The sequence below is a fragment of the Geobacter hydrogenophilus genome (genome assembly GCF_018501225.1).
In the GTDB taxonomy this organism is placed as follows: Bacteria; Desulfobacterota; Desulfuromonadia; order Geobacterales; family Geobacteraceae; genus Geobacter; species Geobacter hydrogenophilus.
The window spans coordinates 51,126-69,244 of sequence record NZ_JAHCZI010000005.1; the positions used below are offsets into that span (position 1 = coordinate 51,126).

Sequence of the window (18,119 nt, forward strand, 5' to 3'; positions counted from 1 at the left end):
GAACTTCAAACAAACCATCAATATCTGCTCGCCTTAAACGTCCCGGTCGCCGACCAAGCGGAGACCAGGGTCGTCTGACTCGTATCCCGGGCCTGGACCCGCCAGTAATAGGTCGTACCGGTCGCAAGCGTGACGGACCAACTCGTCCCTGAGATCCATCCCGATGTGTACTTCACTGTCGAGAAGGAAGAGCTGGTGCTCACCTGGACTAGGTACTGGGTGGCCCCGCCCGCATTGTTGTTGGTTGAGGCATTCCACTGCAGGGTCACTGGACAGGATGACGAGCAGATCAGTTTGGGCTCGGCAATCAAGACTGGGACGCTGGGCGTGGAGGATGTACCGCCGCCTGACGTGTTGCCGGTGGTCCACGGTGTCTTCGTATTCCACTGCTGCTTGGAATCGTAATCGTCATGACACTTCGTGGCAGAGAGCGTTGAAGAATTGCCGCCGCTCCAACCATCTGAGCCCCAACCGCCCCAACCGCCTCTGCCGCCTTCACCGCCGTCAAAGATGCCGGGCATGTGACCACCACCATTGCCCCTGTCGTTACGTCCGCTCCCCGAAGTCACGGGATTGGGATTGTTTGCCACCTTGCCTCTATGCTTGTAGTCGAGGCAGTTGGTGACCATCAGGCGCGGCAGCCGTGCGTTGTGCGGTGCGTGGCACTTGGAACAAGAGTAGGTATGCTGGATAGTGTTGTCGGCTGTTTTCCATCCCTTGACCGATTCGTGAATACGGTCCTTGCTCTTCCAAGTGTGGGTCGTTCCGTTTGTCAGTGCAGTTTTTGTGTGGCAGTTCAGGCAAAGCCCCGCAAACTGTTCCGGCGTCTCCTTGATGGTGCCACCGGAAGTGAAGGTATTCTGATCGATGTGGTAGGAATTGTTTGTTGCCGCTTTGTAGGCAGCCAGATCACTGGAGCTGACCGAAGGCCCTCTCCGACCGCCACCACCTGCCATGCCCTCGTATGCCTGGTTATCGGCGGTTGCCACATCCTCCTTGTAAGGGGTGGTCAACCAGGTCCCCTTGAGAAGCGGTATCCCGTACTGCTTGTTGGCACCCAGTGTCGGGCTGACGCCGTGGGGATCATGGCAGGGGGTGCAAAGCCCGCCGATGGGATGCGCCGGTGTGGCGGAGAGGGAAGACGATGCTCCGAAATGCCCACCATAGTTATTGGTGGTTCCCTTGTAGGGATACCGCAACGCGCTACCGAAGGTACCGGTGCCGAAATAGGCCGAATCCCAGTACCCCATGATCTGCTGGGTGGAGCCAAAGGATGCGCCATACCCCCATGGCTTTTCCGTTACTGAATTGGTCAGGTGACAGTCGAAGCAGAGTCCTGCTCCCGGGTTGTATGCATTATGATCCGCGGCAGTGCCGCCGCCTTTCGGCTGGTAGGTCACGCTGTATCCTCCCGTGCCGGCAACGGTATCCTTAAGAATGCCGCCATTGGTGGTGGCGCTGGCGTAGCTGGTGGTTGGCCCATTGACGGTGGAGCCGTGGGAGTTGTGACAGTCGTAGCAAAGGACAATCGCCGTAGCCTTTCGGTCGGTCCACGTTTCCTTGGTGTCCCAGCCACCCATGTTGGCCGGGGCGTTGCCATGGGCGGAGAACGCCTTGGTGACCGTGCTCTTCGGGGTTACGTTCCCTCCGCTGTACTTGCCCCAGGGGGTAGTTCCAGTGTCACCGTACTTGGTACCGATGCTGGACTTGTCCCAAGCGTAACTGTTCGGCGTCTTGCCGTCGCCGAAGGGCTGGGTGGTATTGTTCTGGTCACTGTGGCAGCCGAGGCAGTGGCTGTTGATCTTCGCCATCTCGGTCCGTGAGCCTAAGGCGGCAGAGTACTGAACTGCCGTCGAGTTGATGGCGTACTGGGTAGGCCGCTCACCAGCCCCATAGATGACCAGTTCCACCGGACCGCCCTGAACATTGGAGTGGTGATAGGTCTGGTTGATGGTACCGTCGCTGTTTGCCTCCCAATGACATTGATAGCAGTGGGTGGCCGTTACGGTGCCAGCCTGGACGTGGTGGGAATTGGCACTAAACTGCGGACCTATGGCAGCACGTCCCCGCACGGATATTCCGTGACAGGTGAGACAGGCAGCGGTGCTTCCCCATTGCGCCGCAGCCCCACCATGGCAGGCGATATTGGTGCAGGTGCCGGTGGCCGGATCCCAAGCGGCATTGGGACCGGCAACGGCCGGATTGAAAACGACCGTTACCGAGCCGTTCAGGTGCTGGGAGTTGGCGACCAGCATTCCGCCCGCGGTCGAACTGGCCGTAGCGTAATGGCAGTTGGAGCAGACGATGGTATTCGCAGCACCGCGTGTGTGCGCGGCGTGACTGTTCGCCGTGCTCAGTCCCGCACCGCCGTTTGCGTAGTCGGGTGCGCCGATGGGGTTGCTCGTGCCGTGGCAGCCGTTGCAGCCATAGTTGGCGCCGGAGGTCCAGGCCGCCGGATTGGCGTAAACCAGATTGTTCGGATTCCCGTTGGAGTGGCAGTAGAGGTTCGAACAGGTCCGGGCGGTGGAGTCGTAGGAACCGGTACCGCCAATGGTCGCCGTTCCCGTGAACATTACATCTTTGACACCGTTTACGTGCTTGTCGAGATTGATGATGGCCTTGGCGTCGTTGACCGTTGCCCCATGGCAGTAGGAGCACTTGAAGCCATAGGTGGGGTTGAGGTGGCCCGAGTGCGCATTGGTCGCAGGGGAGGCATCATGGCAGGCGCCGCACTCGCCGGGAGTCCCAACGATGGAACCCTTGGCATTCGCCCATGCCGGCGACTTGTAAACCGTCCCCCCTCCGGCGGGGGCACCGTTACTGTGGCAGTAGACATTGGAGCAGGTCCCGTTGACATTGTAGACAGGTGACGCTCCATTACTTGCGGCAAGGGTACCGGCGCTGGAGAGGAACACCTGCTGGAAGTTGCCCGTGGCATGCTTGTTACCCTTATGGCACTCGGAGCAGCTGAAGGCATAGGGGGCCTTGCCCGCATGGGCCAAGTGGCCAGTCATGGATTCGTCCTTGAAGGACGGAGAGGTGGCGTAGTTGTAAGTTGACGTCTTGGCGTAGCCGAGAGGGCCGCCGGCGACATTTGCCTGGGGAGGGAAACCGTGGCAGGAGGTACAACTCGCCGAGAAGGAACCGTCGGTGCTGTTGTGGACATGGCAGCCACGGCAGACGTTCGGGTCGGTGCTGGCATGCTCAGCCGGGTAGCTGCCGCCGGGAGGAGGCACGGGGTGACACGCCTGGCAGACCCCGAACGAACCGGCGAAGTTGCTCAGACTACCGGCATCCTGGTTTAAAACTTGCCGACGGTAGGAATCAAGCTTCATGCCACCGGAGTAGTTCATGTAGCGGCGCACGAGCCAGACGTTGGGTCTGGTGCCGTCACCCGGATCGACGTGACCGCCGTGGCAGTCGGCACACTGGATGTTTTGCCCTTTGCGGTTGTGGGCCAGTTTACCCGTATGGCAGTTGGTGCAGATATTAATTACATTCGCCGTTCCCGCACGCATGTCGGTACGTAGCAGGTACCCCTGGGACGACGACAGGTGGCCAAAGGTGGACGAGGTGTAGCTATCATAGGTTCGCGCGTTGGAATCGGTGAAATGAACGCTGTGGCAGGTCGTGCAGACAACCTGACCGTTGGCAAGTTTCATGGCAGAGGTAGGGTTGGCGGAGTTCGCATTTTGGGGAGTTGCAGAAAACTCGTCCGGATGAGCTTGTACCGTGGCGGCATAGTCCACCGTGACCGGGTGCGTCCCCTTAGTCACGTCAGTGGTATTGCGGGACCGGTGGCAGTCGAAGCAAAGCTGGTCCATGGAGTTATCGCCCCTGAGGAGCTTATTCCCTTGCACAGCATGCTGGTCATGACAGATTACACAGTTGATGACTCCCTTCCCGATAGCATAGGAGGGATAGTTAGGTACAGTGGTGGCAAGAAGTGTTTGCTGTGCACCAGCAGCAGGCACATTGGCAGGCGCAGCCCAGTTGTGGGAGGTCTGCTTCCTTACCGAGGTGTAGTTCGGAAGGGTCGTGCTTCCGAAGGGATTTGCAATGTCTCCCGGGGTGAAGGATTTAGTCATCAATTGCGGGTTGTGACATTTTAAGCAGAGGTTATTGACGCCAACCGTATCAGACAGATCAATGGTAAAACCACCGCCACCGTTGGACGTAAGCGTGTGGCAACCAGTCGGGCTGTTGGTGTAGCAGCCCAGTGGACTCGTGTGTGGCGATGTAACCGCCATTGCCCCTGTTGTCGTCAACAAGACAAACAACACCGCTACAAGTAAATTTTGCATGATTTTGCTCCCGACCAGGTTATTAAATTAATTGCCGATTTTTGTTAGGTTGCTTGCAGTAGGGCTCGGGCCGCCGCCCCGAGCTGCATCGGCACCGGCGGCCTTCTGGAAGGTTACGGAGGACCCGTTGCGGCGCAGGAAACATCTATCCGCGAAATCACGGGGTCGCTCAGCAAAATAACGGCACCAACAAAAACGCCAAGCCATCTTCTCACCATAGAACAACCCCCTCCAATCAATATATTAGGGCAGTTACCAAACCAGAGCAAAACAATCCCATGGCAACAATGCCTCTTACTATGGCAATTTAGGTGCCATTTTTGGGCACTAGTTAACGGCGTTATAAATTACCACCCTATTTAACTGAGGGAGTTGGAGAAAGCAAGATTATTTCAGAGCACCTATTAATAAGAAATTACCTATAGAAATCAACAAAATAGGAGGAACCAGCAAAAATGAGTTCGGCAGGCAAAAAAAGAGGAGAGCTTTTTGGCCCTCCTCAAATGGACTCTATCCGTCCAAGCAGTCATTACCCAACATCAGGCATGCTGGAACCCAACTCCATATAAAGAAAGAAGGGGTAGCTCATCGCCACCCCTTCAGGGGACTCCCCTCTCGAATGCTACTTGTCGTTGGACCAGCGCGGCGTCGGCTGGAAATGGCAGCTGACGTTCCAGCAACTGCCGGTGCTGTCGGGCGCCTGTTGCGAGTACCACTGGCCCTTGGTGGCGTTGAACTTGTAGGTCGGATCCACCTTCACCGTTACCGGCGCCTTCTTCGACTGGGTGCTGCCGCCAGTCCAGATCGTGTCGTCGCCCATGTGGGCCGCCGGCCCGTCGCTGTGGCAGGCGAGGCACGGGGTGAAGCCCTGGGTCGGCCTGATGTTCGCCATGAGGTGGCCCAGCTTCACGTGGGCACCGCCGCCGCCCGAGTAGTTCTCGAGCTTGGCCGACGAGTAGGTGGCCTGGGACGCCACGAAGCCCTTGGGTGCCGGCGGATAGCCGTGGCACTCGTCGCAGGCCCTCGGCTTGAAGGCGTAGGTGTTCTTGTGGGAATGGCAGTTGAGGCAGTTCGTTGTCGGGTGGTTCGCCCCCTCGTTGACGCCACGCTTATAGTGGGCGGTGGCGGTATGGCAGCTCTGGCAGACGCCGCGGTACGGCGGAACGAGCTGCACGAGATCGGCGGTGGTGGCGTAGGTGATGGTTGAGGTAAGGGTGCCGAAGGTGATTTTGGTGCGGACCATACCCCGGTTACCGGTGCCGTGGACGTCGTGGCAGACTTTGCAGTCCATGTCGTAGGTACCCTTGGCCGTGGCGTGGGTGTTTACGCCGCGCTTGGTTACGGTCGGCACCTTGGCCGCGTCGTTGTGGCAGACTGCGCAGAGGGTGTTGTCGTTTGCGCCGATTGTCCGTTTCTGGTTGCCGGAGATGCCATCGATGTGGCCGCTGTTGGCGTCGTGGCAGGATGAGCAGGCACGGCTCGCATCATAATTTGCCCCAGCCTTGCCGTGGCCGCTGGCAGTGAAGTTCGGCTTTTCCGGGGCGGTCTTGCCGTCGATCACCGACAGGGGCACCGTGTGGCAGCTCTCGCAGGTGACCCGGCCGCCGGTCCAGACGGCGCTCTGCTTGTGGCAGTTGGTGGTGCAGTTGGCGGCCACCACGTCAATGACACCGTTCACGTGGGTCGAGTCAAGTTCGCCGGTATAGGTGTGGCATTTTTGACACGAGGCGATGACCGTTTCATCGAAGTTCGGGCCGTAGGCGGCGGTGAGGTGTGCCGTGTGACCGTCCGAGTTGATGGGAGAACCGCCGGTGGCCCGGTGGCATGCGCCGCACTGACCCGACGCGGGGTTTCCCCAGACCGGGGCGACGACCGGAGCGGCCCCTTTGCCGTTGCTGTGGCAGTAGACCGTGGAACAGTCGCTTCCCGAGAGGGCTTTCCCGCCGACGGAACCGGAGAACTGCTTGTCCTTCACGGTGTTCACGTGGGCACCGCCGTTGGCGCGGGCGCTCGCCAAGAGCGTCGTATTGTCGCTCACCGTTGAGGCGTGGCAGTTTACGCAGCCGTAACTCTTGCCGCTGCCGCCGCCAGAGACGTGGCGGTTATGGGCGCCGGTGACGGGAGTGGCGCTGTGGCAGCTGCCGCAGCGGGCAGCCGGTGCAAGCCCAATGATGGTATTCTTGCCGTTGGCCCAGGTGGGTGACGTGTAAACGCCATTGCCGTTGGAGTGGCAGTAGGTGGTGGAGCAGGTGCCGCTTCCCGTGCCGTTGTATGCGGGGGTGGCGCCGTTGCCGGCGGCCTTGGTGCCAGCGCTGTTCAGGTAGACATCCTGGAAGCTGCCGGTATTGTGGCTGAACCCCTTGTGGCAGTCGTCGCAGGCAAAGCTGTAGTTGGAGCCGCCGCCGGCATGGCTGATGTGGGGGGTGGACGACTCGTCCTTGAAGACCCCTGACGTGCTGTAGTCGCGGACACCGTCCTTTGCGTACCCCGACGGTCCGGACGCCACGTTGGCCTGGGGCGGGAAACCGTGGCACTGGGTGCAGTTGGCCGAGAACCCCTGGGAGTGGGTATGGCACGAGCGGCAGTCCGCAGCGTTGGTGCTCGTCAGGTGTGTGCTGATGGTGGGCGGCAGCGCCGGGTGACAGGCAACGCAGACGCCGAATGAATCCTTGTTGTAGTTTTTCTGGGAAACCGAGGTGTACTGATACAGGACCTTGGCATTGCGCACCGCGCCGTACTGGGTCGAGATGTTCATGAAGCGGTTGATGAGAAAGACGTTGGGGGTTGTGCCGTCGGCAGCATCCACGTGGCCGCCGTGGCAGTCGGCGCACTGCACGTTTTGATTCTTGGTGCCGTTATGGTTCTTGACCCTGGCGTTGGTGTTGGCCGGATCGTTGGCAGACTTGTGGCAGTTGGTGCAGATGTTCCGGTCGGTAACCGTGGCCCCCTTCAGGTCGGTGCGGAGCAGGAAGCCGCGGGAGGTGGAGAGAAGTCCCATCCGGGCGCTGGAGGCGTTGTCGAAGGTCCGACTGTTGGAGTCGGTGTAGTGGACGCCGTGGCAGGTGGTGCAGACCACCGCGCCGTTGCGGGACATCCTCATGGCCGAGGTGGGGTTGGCCGGGTTGCTGTTCTGGGGCGTGGCATAGAAATCATCGGGCCGTGCCGCGGCCTTGTCAGCGTAATTCATGGTGACCGGGTGGGTACCCAGGGTATGGTCCGTAGTGCTGCGGGGGCGGTGGCAGTCGAGGCACATCCGGTCGTTGTCGTTGCGGACCCGCAGGAACGGCTTGGTGTTGCTGGCCGATGAATAGACATAGTGAATGGCGTGGCACCGGGCACAGACAATGCTGCCGGCCACGATGTTCTTGGTAAGCGCCGGGTCGGCGGGAGGAATCGCCCCGGCCTTGGGAGCATAGTCCTTGCCGACCCAGGTGTGGGATGTCTGGTAGATGACGCCGGGACGGGCACTGGTGTACGTGCGGAAGGGGTTGGCGAAATCGGCATCCCGGAACGGTTTTTTCTGGCCATAGGCATCACCCGGCTTGTGGCAGGTCTGGCAGACGTTGTTGAATCCCGTCGAGCCAAGGGTGTTGTGGGTCGAATGGCAGCTGTTGCAGACGTACCCCTTGACGGAGCCGACCTCGTGGGGCATCTCAATGGCCCACACCGTGGCAGGGACGACCAACGCGACTATGATCGCGACCAAGGTCTTCATCGTCATTCCGTTCATGGCACGCTCCTGAACATTCACGATTGCATTCTATTTATTATGGCAGGCCAGACACATGGCGCTGCCCACATTATCCCGCACCAGAAACGGCCGAAGAGCGTTGTTGCCACCACTCCCCGTCGGCAGCCCGTCATAACCGAGACCGGAGTCCACATGGGGGTCATGGCAGGTGGAACACTCCATCCGATCCCGGTTTGGACCGAAAAATCTCAATCCGGCGCTCTTCGCGCTTTCTATGGAGTTGAGCACAGCCGATCCCTTTTCGCTCTGGGCCGCAGCATAGGAGAAGGAGATGGGATGATCGTCCATGAGGTTGGTGCCGGCGAAACGCGCATCCCCATCAGTTCCGGTTTTCCCCAGGTTTGCCCGGTAAGGGGTACCGAACAGGGTAATTTCCATGGCCAGAGCCTGATGATTGGGATTCTCCGCGTTATAGCCTCCCCATCCGGACATATTGATCACCTTCCTGCCACCGTCAGCAGGCAGGGCATCCGCACCGACATCGCCGTTATGAATGACGTTAATGGCGGTCCGGCCGTCGTGGCACGAGAGACAGAGGAGCGATTCGGGACCCGGAGCCGTCGCCTTCCTCGCCACGCTGGAAAGGGTGGACGACGAGGTGTACATGTTGAACGCCTGGGTCGGGTTCACCTTGTTCCAGAGGGGTTGGGCCGGCTGGGCATGGTGGGGCGTATGGCAGAAGATGCAGACCTGGTCGGTGCCGCCATTGGCCGAACTGTCACTGTACCAGTGCCTGTCCAGGGTAGCGCCCGCCGGGAGCGTACTGGAGAGGTTGTGCACCGTCCAGCGTATGTTCTGGTTTCCTGCGTTCACAATCGCTCCCCAGGCCATGATGGCCGCCATTACCGCTGTTGCCAGAAATCGTTTCTTCATCTTGAAAACCTCGTTGCGTGTAATCCCTTACGCCGCGCTGCGTCCTGCATCCACCCCGAGGGGTTCTACCAGCTCGGCATGCCGAGGGCCTTTCTCATGATCAGTATTGCGTCAACAAGGTCGATGACCCCGTTGGGCTTTGCCTTCCCTTGATAGAGTGGGCCGATGTCCCCGTGGGCCAACTGGTTGGCCTTCGGCACCATTTGCCGGGTGAACATTCTGAGCGCCAGAATCACGTCGTGGACCGTTACCGCGCCGTCGCCGTTCAGGTCGCCGTCGGGTACGTTGACCACGAGACTGCGGACCGTGCTGTTGCCCGCAACGTCGGTGGCGCGCACAGCCAGGGAGGCGGCATCGTAGGCCCCCACTTCCAGCGCTGCGTTCCACTTTTCGCCACTGACCGTAACCGTGCCGGCGGAACCGTTGCGGTCCTCCACGGTGACCGCCGCACCCGCTTCCACCGTGCCGGTCAGCACCGACGGATAGGGAGTAGTGACCGCGTCAAGGGTAAGGGCCGGCGCGGTGCCGTCATAGATTACGGTCCGCGTCACGCGGCTTACGTTTCCGGCGGCGTCGGTGGCGGCGAAGGTGACGGCATGGCTCCCCTCGTTGGCAAAGGTTGCCGCAAGGGTGAAGGACCCGTCGGTCACGGTTACAGCAACGGGCGTGCCATCAACCTCGGCGGTGAGGGTCACAGGGCTCGGATCGGTAACGCTGCCGGCAAAGCCAAAGGTCGGCCGGTTGGTGACAACGTCCTGGCTTGGGGCGCTGACCACCAGGGCCGGGGAATCGGTGTCGTAGGTGACCGTCCGCTTGACGGAGCCGACGTTTCCGGCCAGGTCAACGGCAACCACGTCGATGGTATTCATTCCCGGGACGAGGGGAACGTCCGCACTCCAGGAGGTGCCGTCCATGCGGGCCGGCAGGCCGGCAACCGTGACAACGGCTGTCTCATCGACTGTTCCGCTCACGGCCACATGGTCGGAGGTGACATAGGTGCCCTCGGCAGGAGTGGTGAAGGAGACCACGGGCCTGGTTCCGTCATAGATAATGGTCCGGATGTCGGTTGTCACGTTCCCGGCCAGGTCAACAGCAGCCGCCATGATGACGTTGGGGCCCGGCTTGAGGGTAACGGCGGTGCTGTAAGAGTTGTTCACCGGGGCAATCTGCTGCCCGTTGAGGGTGACAACGTCGAGGTTGGCATCGGTCACCATCACCTGGATGTTCTGGACCTGTCCGCTCGTGTAGCTGCCGTCGGCCAGGGCCGAGACCGTAAGCGCCGGCGGGATTGCGTCAAGGGTTGTCTTGGCGCTCACCGTCGTGGCGGCGCTCATGGACTGCTCCGCCTTGACGGTGATGCTGTTGGCGCCGGCAGCGAGGGGCAACCGATAGCTCCAGGTATTGCCGAATACCAGGGCCTTGGCGCTGGCACCCGTTGTGGCGTTGGTCACGGTTACCACCGAACCCGGATCAACCAGGCCGGACAGCTGCTGGAACGTATCGGCGGTAAAGGTGGGAAGGGGTTCCATGGTCAGCATGGGTCCCGACTGCAGATAGCTCACCGTTACCGACTGGGTGGTGGCGTTGTTTGCCGCGTCGCGGGCAGTCACCGTAATGGTCGTGCCTCCGGAGGCAAAGCCGCTCAACGTCGTCTGCCAGGTGGTGGGGGTCGGGAACGAGATGGCGCCGACCGTCGTGGTTCCGCCGGTTGCAATGGCCAACCGGGCGCCCGCCTCCACGGTGCCCGAAAGATCGAGGGTCGGGGACATGAAGGGGGAGATGACCGGGTTTATGGTGAGGGCCGGCGGAATCAGGTCAACGGCAACGGAAACGCCACCGCCATCGACACCATACACGGACACGTTGCCGAAGCCGTTCACCACCAGAAGCCGGCCGCTGGCCTGATCGAAGAGGACGTCGGAGGGGACCATCAGCTTGCCGTTGCCGCTTCCGTAGGTACCGATGTAGGAAAGGAATACCGGCGTGGCCGCCGGGTCGATGGCCTGCACGGTGCTCTGGAAGGTATCGACCACGTACATGCGCCTGAGAACCGGCGTCGAGCCGCTGGAATACTCGAAGGAGATACCTTGGGGGGCAGTGAAGCGGAGGGGGCTCGTGCCGAAACTCCCAATAGTTCGTACATAGGTACCGGTTTTGTCAAAAAACTGGATTCGGCCGGTTCGCGTGTCAACAACTGCCACCTGCTTGGAAACCTTTTCGAAAGCAATGCCGCTGGGGGTGGAGAATTTGCCCGGCGTGGTGCCGAATGATCCGAATTTTTTCACGAAGTTGCCGGCGGCGTTGAAGATCTGCACACTGTTATCGAGGCAGTCGACCACATAAATGGAGCCGTCGTCGTCCACGGCGATGCCATCGGCCATTTTGAACTGCCCCTCGCCGGCGCCGAGTTTCCCAATCTCCTGGCCGGTGGCGCTATACATTGAAACGTAGGTTCCCTGCCCCACGAGCAGTGTTCCGCCAGAGGCGACGGCAACCCCCTGGGGAGGTGCGGCAGTCTTGACAATTTGCGTCAAATGGCCAACTGCGTCGTATTTAAGAACTCCCTTTGCAAGGGAATCGGAGACATACACGCCACCCATCGAATCCGATGCAATCCGCAGCGGAGAGCGAATTCCCTCAACCATTGGGTTCTGTATCTGAATGGTTGGCGCTGAGGCGGCAAATGTCACCGTTGTCAGCGAAATAACCAGACACGCCAGGAGGAGGGCAATGGCCGCCATTCGTTTAGGCGATCTGTGTAACATGGTAATGCCTCCACTTTCATAGTGCGGATAGCCGGTCGAATCGGGACTCTCTGTCGATTCGCACCTGGCGCTCCTGTACTCGAAGGAGCAATAACGGTGCCAAACACTCGACGAATCAAGCATTTGACACACCTGCCCAAAGGAGACACCACCGTCGTTTCATAGACCGGTTCATACAGAAACCCCTAATCCTGTGCCGTGGTTCACTTTCCGCCACTTCACACCAATGGGGGTTTTGTCCGGAGACGATTTTTTGACTACAGGGAGGAGAATTTCGTGGAAAAATGGAGGGAATGAGGTTCCCGGCAACTCCGAAAAGGTGCCGGGAATCCGTCAAATAACAAAACTGCGGTAAAGAGAAAGGTTACTTCTACTTCAGATACCCGAATTTCTTCATCCGGTAACGGAAGGCGTCAATGCCGAGATTGAGCTTCCTGGCTGCCTTGGACTGGTTCCAGTCTGAGATTTCCAGGGCCTGGCGGATAAGCTCTTTTTCCACCTCTTCAATGTCAATCCCCTCGGGGGGGAGCTTGAAGGTGGTGAGCCCCGCGGATTGGGAGGAGGCCTTGGCAACGATTTCCAGCGGCAGGTGCTCAAGGAGGAGCGTCTCGTCATTGCCGAGAATGATGGCGCGCTCGATGACGTTTTTCAGCTCGCGGATATTGCCGGGCCAGGTGTAGTCGAGCAGAAGCTTCTCCGCCATCTTGGAGATGCCAGTGACATGCTTGTTGAACTCGGCGTTAAACAGCTCGATGAAATGGCTGGTGAGGGTGAGGATATCCTCCCGCCGCTCCCGCAGGGGGGGGAGGTAGATGGGGATCACCTGGAGGCGGTAGTAGAGATCGTTACGGAAGCTCTTTTCCTCGATCGCCTTGATGAGGTCGCGGTTGGTGGCGGAGATGATCCGGACATCGACGGAAAACGACTTGGTGCCGCCGATGCGGCGGAAGGTCCGTTCCTCCAGGAAGCGGAGGAGCTTGGCCTGCATCCCCATCTCCATGTCGCCGATCTCGTCGAGAAAGACCGTGCCGCCGTCGGCCAGCTCGAAAAGGCCCTTCTTCATCGCCTTGGCGTCGGTGAAGGCCCCTTTCTCATGACCGAAGAGCTCGCTTTCGAGGAGCGTCGCCGGCACGGCCGCACAGTTGATAGCGACAAAAGGGCGCTCGGCCCGGGCCGATTTGTAGTGAACCCACTTGGCCACCAACTCCTTGCCGGTCCCCGACTCCCCCTGGACGAGAACCGTGGAGGCGTCACTCTTGGCCACCTTCTCCATCATGTCGAGGACGTTCTTCATGTGGCGGCTCGAACCGATGATGTCAGGAGAGCCGAACTTCTTTGCCTGCTCGCCCCGCAGCCGCTGCACCTCCCGGCGCAGGTCCGAGGTTTCCAGGGCCTTGCGGATGACGATGGCCATCTCGTCCAGGTTGAAGGGCTTGTTGATATAGTCGAAGGCCCCGAGCCGCATGGCGTGAACCGCCGTCTCCAGCGCTCCGTGGGCCGTGACCATGATCACGATGATCTCCTCGTCGTGCTCCTTGATCTTTGCCAGAACTTCCAGACCACTGATGCCGGGGAGCTGGATATCGAGCAGCACCAGGTCCGGCTGCTCATCCCGGACGATCCGCAGGGCATCCTCTCCGTTACCTGCCGAAACCACCTCGTATCCCTGCTTTTTAAGATTCTGCTCCAGGGACCAGCGAATAAGGTGCTCGTCGTCGACAACCAGAATCTTCGTCTTTCTCACGTCTGCTCCTTTATCGTAACCAAGCGGATATTCGACACTACTTGATGAAAGAATACAGGAGCCAGGAATCATAATCCAGCATAAAACCTGGCGACTCCGGCTACTATACCCCTTTTCCCCGCACCTCTCCCTCGTACGCCACCGGCAGATCGATGATGAACACCGTTCCTTTGCCGTCCTCGCTGGTCACGGAAAGGGTACCGCCATGCTGGGTGATGAGCTTGTGGCAGATGGCGAGCCCAAGCCCTGTCCCCTGGGCCTTGGTGGTGAAGAAGGGGGTAAAGATTTTGCCGATGATCGGCTCCGGAATGCCGGGGCCGGTGTCGGCGATGGTGGCGCGCACCCACCTCTTGCCGTCGAGGTCCACCAGGGAACTCCCGACGGTGAGAGTCCCCCCGTCGGCCTGCATGGCCTGGATGGCGTTAAGGATCAGATTCAGGAATACCTGCTGCACCTGCTTTGGATCCACGAAGATTTCCGGAAGGCCATCGGCAAGATCCAGGCTTTTGGCGATATTCTTTCCCCCCTTGTGCTGGAGGGCAAAGAGGAGGGTTTTTTGCAGGATTGTATTCACGTCGGCATAGGTCGGTTCGGGGGGGGTAGGCTTGCCGAAGAACAGGAGATCATTCACGGTCTTGTCGAGCCGGCTCACCTGCTCGACCACTTCTCCGATGATCTCCTTGCGGGGATCATCGTCGGAAAAATCCTGACGGATGATGGTCATTGCCGCCGAGATGCCGGCCAGGGGATTCTTGATTTCGTGGGCGATCCCCGCAGCCATTTCCCCCACCGAGGCCAGACGATCGGCCCGTTCCATCTGCTGGAAGTGGTACTCTTCCAGTTCCCTCTTCGCCTTGTCGAGCTTGCCGACCATGGAGTCGAAACTCACGATGAGCCGGCCGATCTCGTCATTGGCCATAGGGGTTATACGGACAGAGAGGTCTCCCTCCTCCACCCGCGCCATGCTGCCGATGAGGTTGTTCAGGGGTTGCCGGACGAATCGGACGATGACGAGGGAGATGGCTGCCGCGCAGAAAAGAATGACCGCCCCGGTGGAGACGAGGGAAAGCCGCGTCGCCTCGAGAATCCGGCGGTTGGTCTCTACCTGGGAGTAGTTGACGTTGAGAACCCCGATAAGCCGTTTTTTGGTGCCGTGGCACCGTTGGCACAGCACATCGTTGTATATCGGCTTGATAACCCCGAGGACCTCCCCGAAGGCGTCGCTGGCGTAAACCCCTTCCTTGCGGTTATTGATAAAGAGTTGGTAATCCCCGTCAGGAACCGGCATCCCCACCTCCTCGGGCCGGGACGACTTGAGGACGATCCCCTGGGGATGAAATATCCTGACGCCAATGAGCTTGCTGTGGCTGTGGCCCACCATCTGCAGGATGACCTGCACATCCTGGGTGTCCCCAACGCTCATGGACTTGTAGATGCTGCGCTCGATAGTGTCGAGAAGAAGGTAGGCATTCTCGCGGGTTGCCTTGATGAGCTGGTTCTTTTCCCGCTTGAGATTGAGGTAGGTAAAGGTACCGATTCCCACGGAGAGGAGGCCGACCAGGGTTACGATAACTCTCGTTGTCAGGCTTTTGAAGATCAACCTACCTCCGGGGTGGCGGAGCCGGGAAATCCTTGCAAGGGCAACCGCGCTGCGCTGATATCAATCAGCTGCATGCCGCTCCACCAGAAGGGCGATGCCGTGACGGATCACGGCACCGACGAAGCGCCTGCGCCGGCACTGGCGGGGGAGCCCTGCGTGACCTTGCCGGCTGTTGGGGTCACGGCTTCGGGAAGGCCAAAGACCCACTCGTTGTACTTTTTTTTCTGATCGAGCCCTTCCAGTTCCTTGTCAAAGTTCCCCTGTTTAAAGGGTTCATCCTCTTCGGTGACGTGAACTCCAATAATCCCCTTCTGTGGATTGCGAACCACCTCAAACTCCTTGTCCGTGAACGGATCGGTAAAGAGCCGGCGCAGATAGCGCTCCTTGGACAGGGAGCCGGGGTCCTTCAGGAGATCCTTCAGATCATTGAGGGGACGGGCAGCCTGCGTCGTCGTCTTGAGCGGCTTCCCCTCCGTCACGTCGTACTGGTGCCAGCGCCGGATGGCGCGCTGATACTGCACTCCCCGGAAGAGGAGTTCCGTCTCCCGTTCCCGCTTCATCTTTGTCCGCCAGGTCTGCCCGGTGATGCCGAGCATGATCCCCATGATGACGATGATCATGAGGGCGGCGATATAGGTGAAACCGGCGGAGGACGTCAGCAGAGAGGAGCGAGGGAGCTCCATCGCCACCTCACTTCCCCTTTCGGGCGACAACCCCCCGTGCAGCCTCCACGAGATCGGCCGGCATGAGGCCGAAGTACTTGAGGAGTTCCTCTGCCTTGCCGGAGGTGCCGAAGCGGTCGTTGACCCCGACCCGCTTCAGGGGAACGGGGGAGTTTTCCCCCAGGAACTCGGCCACGGCACCTCCCAACCCGCCGACAATGGAGTGCTCTTCGGCGGTGACGATGGCGCCGGTCTCCCGGGCGGCCTTCAGGAGGATATCCCCGTCCAGGGGCTTCACGGTTGCCAGGTGCACCACCCGGGCGGAAATCCCCTCGCCTTTCAGGGTCTCGGCGGCGGCAAGGGCCTGGGCGGTCATGAGGCCGGTGGTGACAAAGGTGAGGTCCGTGCCGTCGGCCAACTGAACCCCTTTGCCGATCTCGAAGGGAGTCTCCTCGGCCGTGACGGTCGGCACCTTGTTGCGGCCGAGCCGCACGTAGACCGGCCCCTTGTACGCGGCTGCGGCGCGGATCGCCTTGGCGGTCTCGGGGCCGTCTGCCGGCACGATGACAGTCATGTTCGGCACGGCCCGCATAATGGCGATGTCCTCCACCGACTGGTGGGAGCCTCCGTCCTCGCCCACGGTCACCCCACCGTGGGTGGCGACGATCTTCACATTTGCCTTGGGATAGGCAGCCGACTGGCGGACCTGCTCCCAGGCCCGGCCCACGGCGAAGATGGCGAAGGTGGAAACGAAGGGAATCTTCCCGGCAGCGGCAAGGCCGGCAGCGGTGCCGACCATGTTGGCCTCGGCGATCCCCATGTTGAAGAAGCGCTCGGGAAATTTCTTGGCAAAAATGGAAGTTTTGGTGGAACCGGACAGGTCGGCGTCCAGGACGACGATGTTCTTGTTCTCCTCCCCCAGCTCCGCCAGGGTCTGCCCGTAAGCGTCGCGGGTGGCGATCATGGTGCTCATATGTCAATGTCCTTTCTTTTTGTCATGTAGGGGCGCTGCTTGCCGCGCCCTGTGTGAGATGGGCGCGGCAAGCAGCGCCCCTACGACATTCATGCATTACAAATAACATTGTTCACCCAGGCACTCCATGGCCTTGGGAAGCTCTTCGTCGCTGGGGGCAACGCCGTGGTAGGAGGCCTTGTTCTCGAAGAACGAAACCCCTTTCCCCTTGACGGTGCGGGCAACGATTACGGTCGGCTTCCCCTTGGCCCCGGCGGCCTGTCCCAGGGCGGCCACAATGGCTCCCATGTCGTGGCCGTCAATGTCGATCACGTTCCAGCCGAAGGCCCGGAACTTGTCGGTGACCGGCTCCACGGCCATGACCTTGGCCACTTCGCCGTCGATCTGGAGTCGGTTCACATCCACCAGGGCGCAGAGGTTGTCGAGCTTGTAGTGGCCGGCAGCCATGGCGGCCTCCCAGACCTGCCCCTCCTGGAGCTCGCCGTCACCGAGCATGGCGTAGACGCGGCTTGAGCTTCCGTCAAGGCGAAGCCCCAGGGCCATGCCGTTGGCCATGGAAAGCCCCTGCCCCAGGGAACCGGTGCAGACCTCGACACCGGGAGTCTGCTTGCTGTCGGGATGCCCCTGGAGATGCGAGCCCAGGCGCCGCAGCGTCATGAGGTCCTCCTTGGGGAAGTACCCTGCCTCGGCCAGGGCCACGTAGAGGGCCGGGGCCGCGTGCCCCTTGCAGAGGACAAAACGGTCCCGCCCGGGCCAGGCCGGGTCGGCCGGATTGTGCTTCATCACTTGGAAGTAGAGGGCCGTAACCATATCGATGGCCGAGAGGGAGCCTCCCGTGTGCCCCGACTGGGACTTGTGGAGGGTCTTGACGATGTCGACCCGGAGTTGCCGGGCCTTCTCCTGGAGTTGGGCAATCTTTTCGCTGTCCACGATGTTCCTTTCCATGATTGATAGTCTATTTGTCGTCCGTCATGAGAAAGTCGAGGATGACCTCGTCAAGACTGGACGGTTTTTCCTGTGGTTTGGGGTGGAGCTTCGGCTGTACGGCGGGAGCGGCGGCGGGCTTCGGCGCGGGCTGCGCGGCCGGAGGGGTAGTCGGAGGGAAGGCCCGGGCGTCGAATTCGCCGTTCTTGAGCCGCCGGAGCATCCCCTTGTGCTGCTCCTTCATGAGCTCTTCGACTACCCGCTCCAGATGGTCCACCTTGATGATGTCGGCGTAGCTCGTCTTACGGGAGGCGACAATCGTCCCCTCCCGATAGATGAGGGTAATGATGTGGGGATTGGCGATCCCGCTGTCCTCGGTCTGGACGTGGAAGACCTCTCCCTTGTACATGACGTTGTGATTGAATCCGACGACCATGGGGCACCTGTCCGTCAAATGACGTAACCGATTAAAACTATCACGGATAGCCCCACGGTTGCAAGGACTGAAAATACCCAGGCGGGT

At 60.3% G+C, this 18,119-nt stretch carries 10 protein-coding genes; all 10 read right to left on the bottom strand.

Annotated features, from left to right (window positions below; genetic code table 11):
- Nucleotides 1–17: 17 nt before the first annotated feature.
- Nucleotides 18–4,304 (bottom strand): CxxxxCH/CxxCH domain c-type cytochrome, encoded by a 4,287-nt coding sequence (locus tag KI811_RS09925; RefSeq protein WP_343213596.1) that lies wholly within the window; start codon nucleotides 4,302–4,304, stop codon nucleotides 18–20.
- 622 nt (nucleotides 4,305–4,926) lie between these two features.
- Nucleotides 4,927–8,034 carry a CxxxxCH/CxxCH domain c-type cytochrome gene (locus KI811_RS09930; RefSeq protein WP_214186322.1) on the bottom strand — a complete coding sequence of 1,036 codons (3,108 nt, stop codon included), beginning with the start codon at nucleotides 8,032–8,034 and terminating at the stop codon, nucleotides 4,927–4,929.
- A gap of 30 nt (nucleotides 8,035–8,064) precedes the next feature.
- Entirely contained in the window at nucleotides 8,065–8,928 is an 864-nt protein-coding gene (locus KI811_RS09935) for a cytochrome c3 family protein (RefSeq protein WP_214186323.1), read from the bottom strand.
- A 65-nt stretch (nucleotides 8,929–8,993) separates the two neighbouring features.
- Nucleotides 8,994–11,693 (bottom strand): Ig-like domain-containing protein, encoded by a 2,700-nt coding sequence (locus KI811_RS09940; RefSeq protein WP_214186324.1) that lies wholly within the window; start codon nucleotides 11,691–11,693, stop codon nucleotides 8,994–8,996.
- Between the two features lie 370 nt (nucleotides 11,694–12,063).
- Nucleotides 12,064–13,437, bottom strand: coding sequence for a sigma-54-dependent transcriptional regulator (locus KI811_RS09945; protein WP_214186325.1), 1,374 nt, complete (start codon nucleotides 13,435–13,437; stop codon nucleotides 12,064–12,066).
- 103 nt (nucleotides 13,438–13,540) lie between these two features.
- Nucleotides 13,541–15,037: a two-component system sensor histidine kinase NtrB gene (locus KI811_RS09950; RefSeq protein WP_214186326.1), complete on the bottom strand. Its 1,497-nt coding sequence runs from the start codon at nucleotides 15,035–15,037 to the stop codon at nucleotides 13,541–13,543.
- Between the two features lie 107 nt (nucleotides 15,038–15,144).
- Nucleotides 15,145–15,720, bottom strand: coding sequence for a type II secretion system protein (locus tag KI811_RS09955; protein WP_214186554.1), 576 nt, complete (start codon nucleotides 15,718–15,720; stop codon nucleotides 15,145–15,147).
- 7 nt (nucleotides 15,721–15,727) lie between these two features.
- Nucleotides 15,728–16,672 carry a transketolase family protein gene (locus KI811_RS09960; protein ID WP_214186327.1) on the bottom strand — a complete coding sequence of 315 codons (945 nt, stop codon included), beginning with the start codon at nucleotides 16,670–16,672 and terminating at the stop codon, nucleotides 15,728–15,730.
- Between the two features lie 96 nt (nucleotides 16,673–16,768).
- A complete protein-coding gene (locus KI811_RS09965; protein WP_214186328.1) occupies nucleotides 16,769–17,617 on the bottom strand; it encodes a transketolase in 849 nt (282 codons plus the stop codon).
- Nucleotides 17,618–17,627: 10 nt separating this feature from the next.
- Nucleotides 17,628–18,032, bottom strand: a complete 405-nt coding sequence (locus KI811_RS09970; RefSeq protein WP_214186329.1) for a RomY N-terminal domain-containing regulatory protein — start codon at nucleotides 18,030–18,032, stop codon at nucleotides 17,628–17,630.
- Nucleotides 18,033–18,119: the final 87 nt, after the last annotated feature.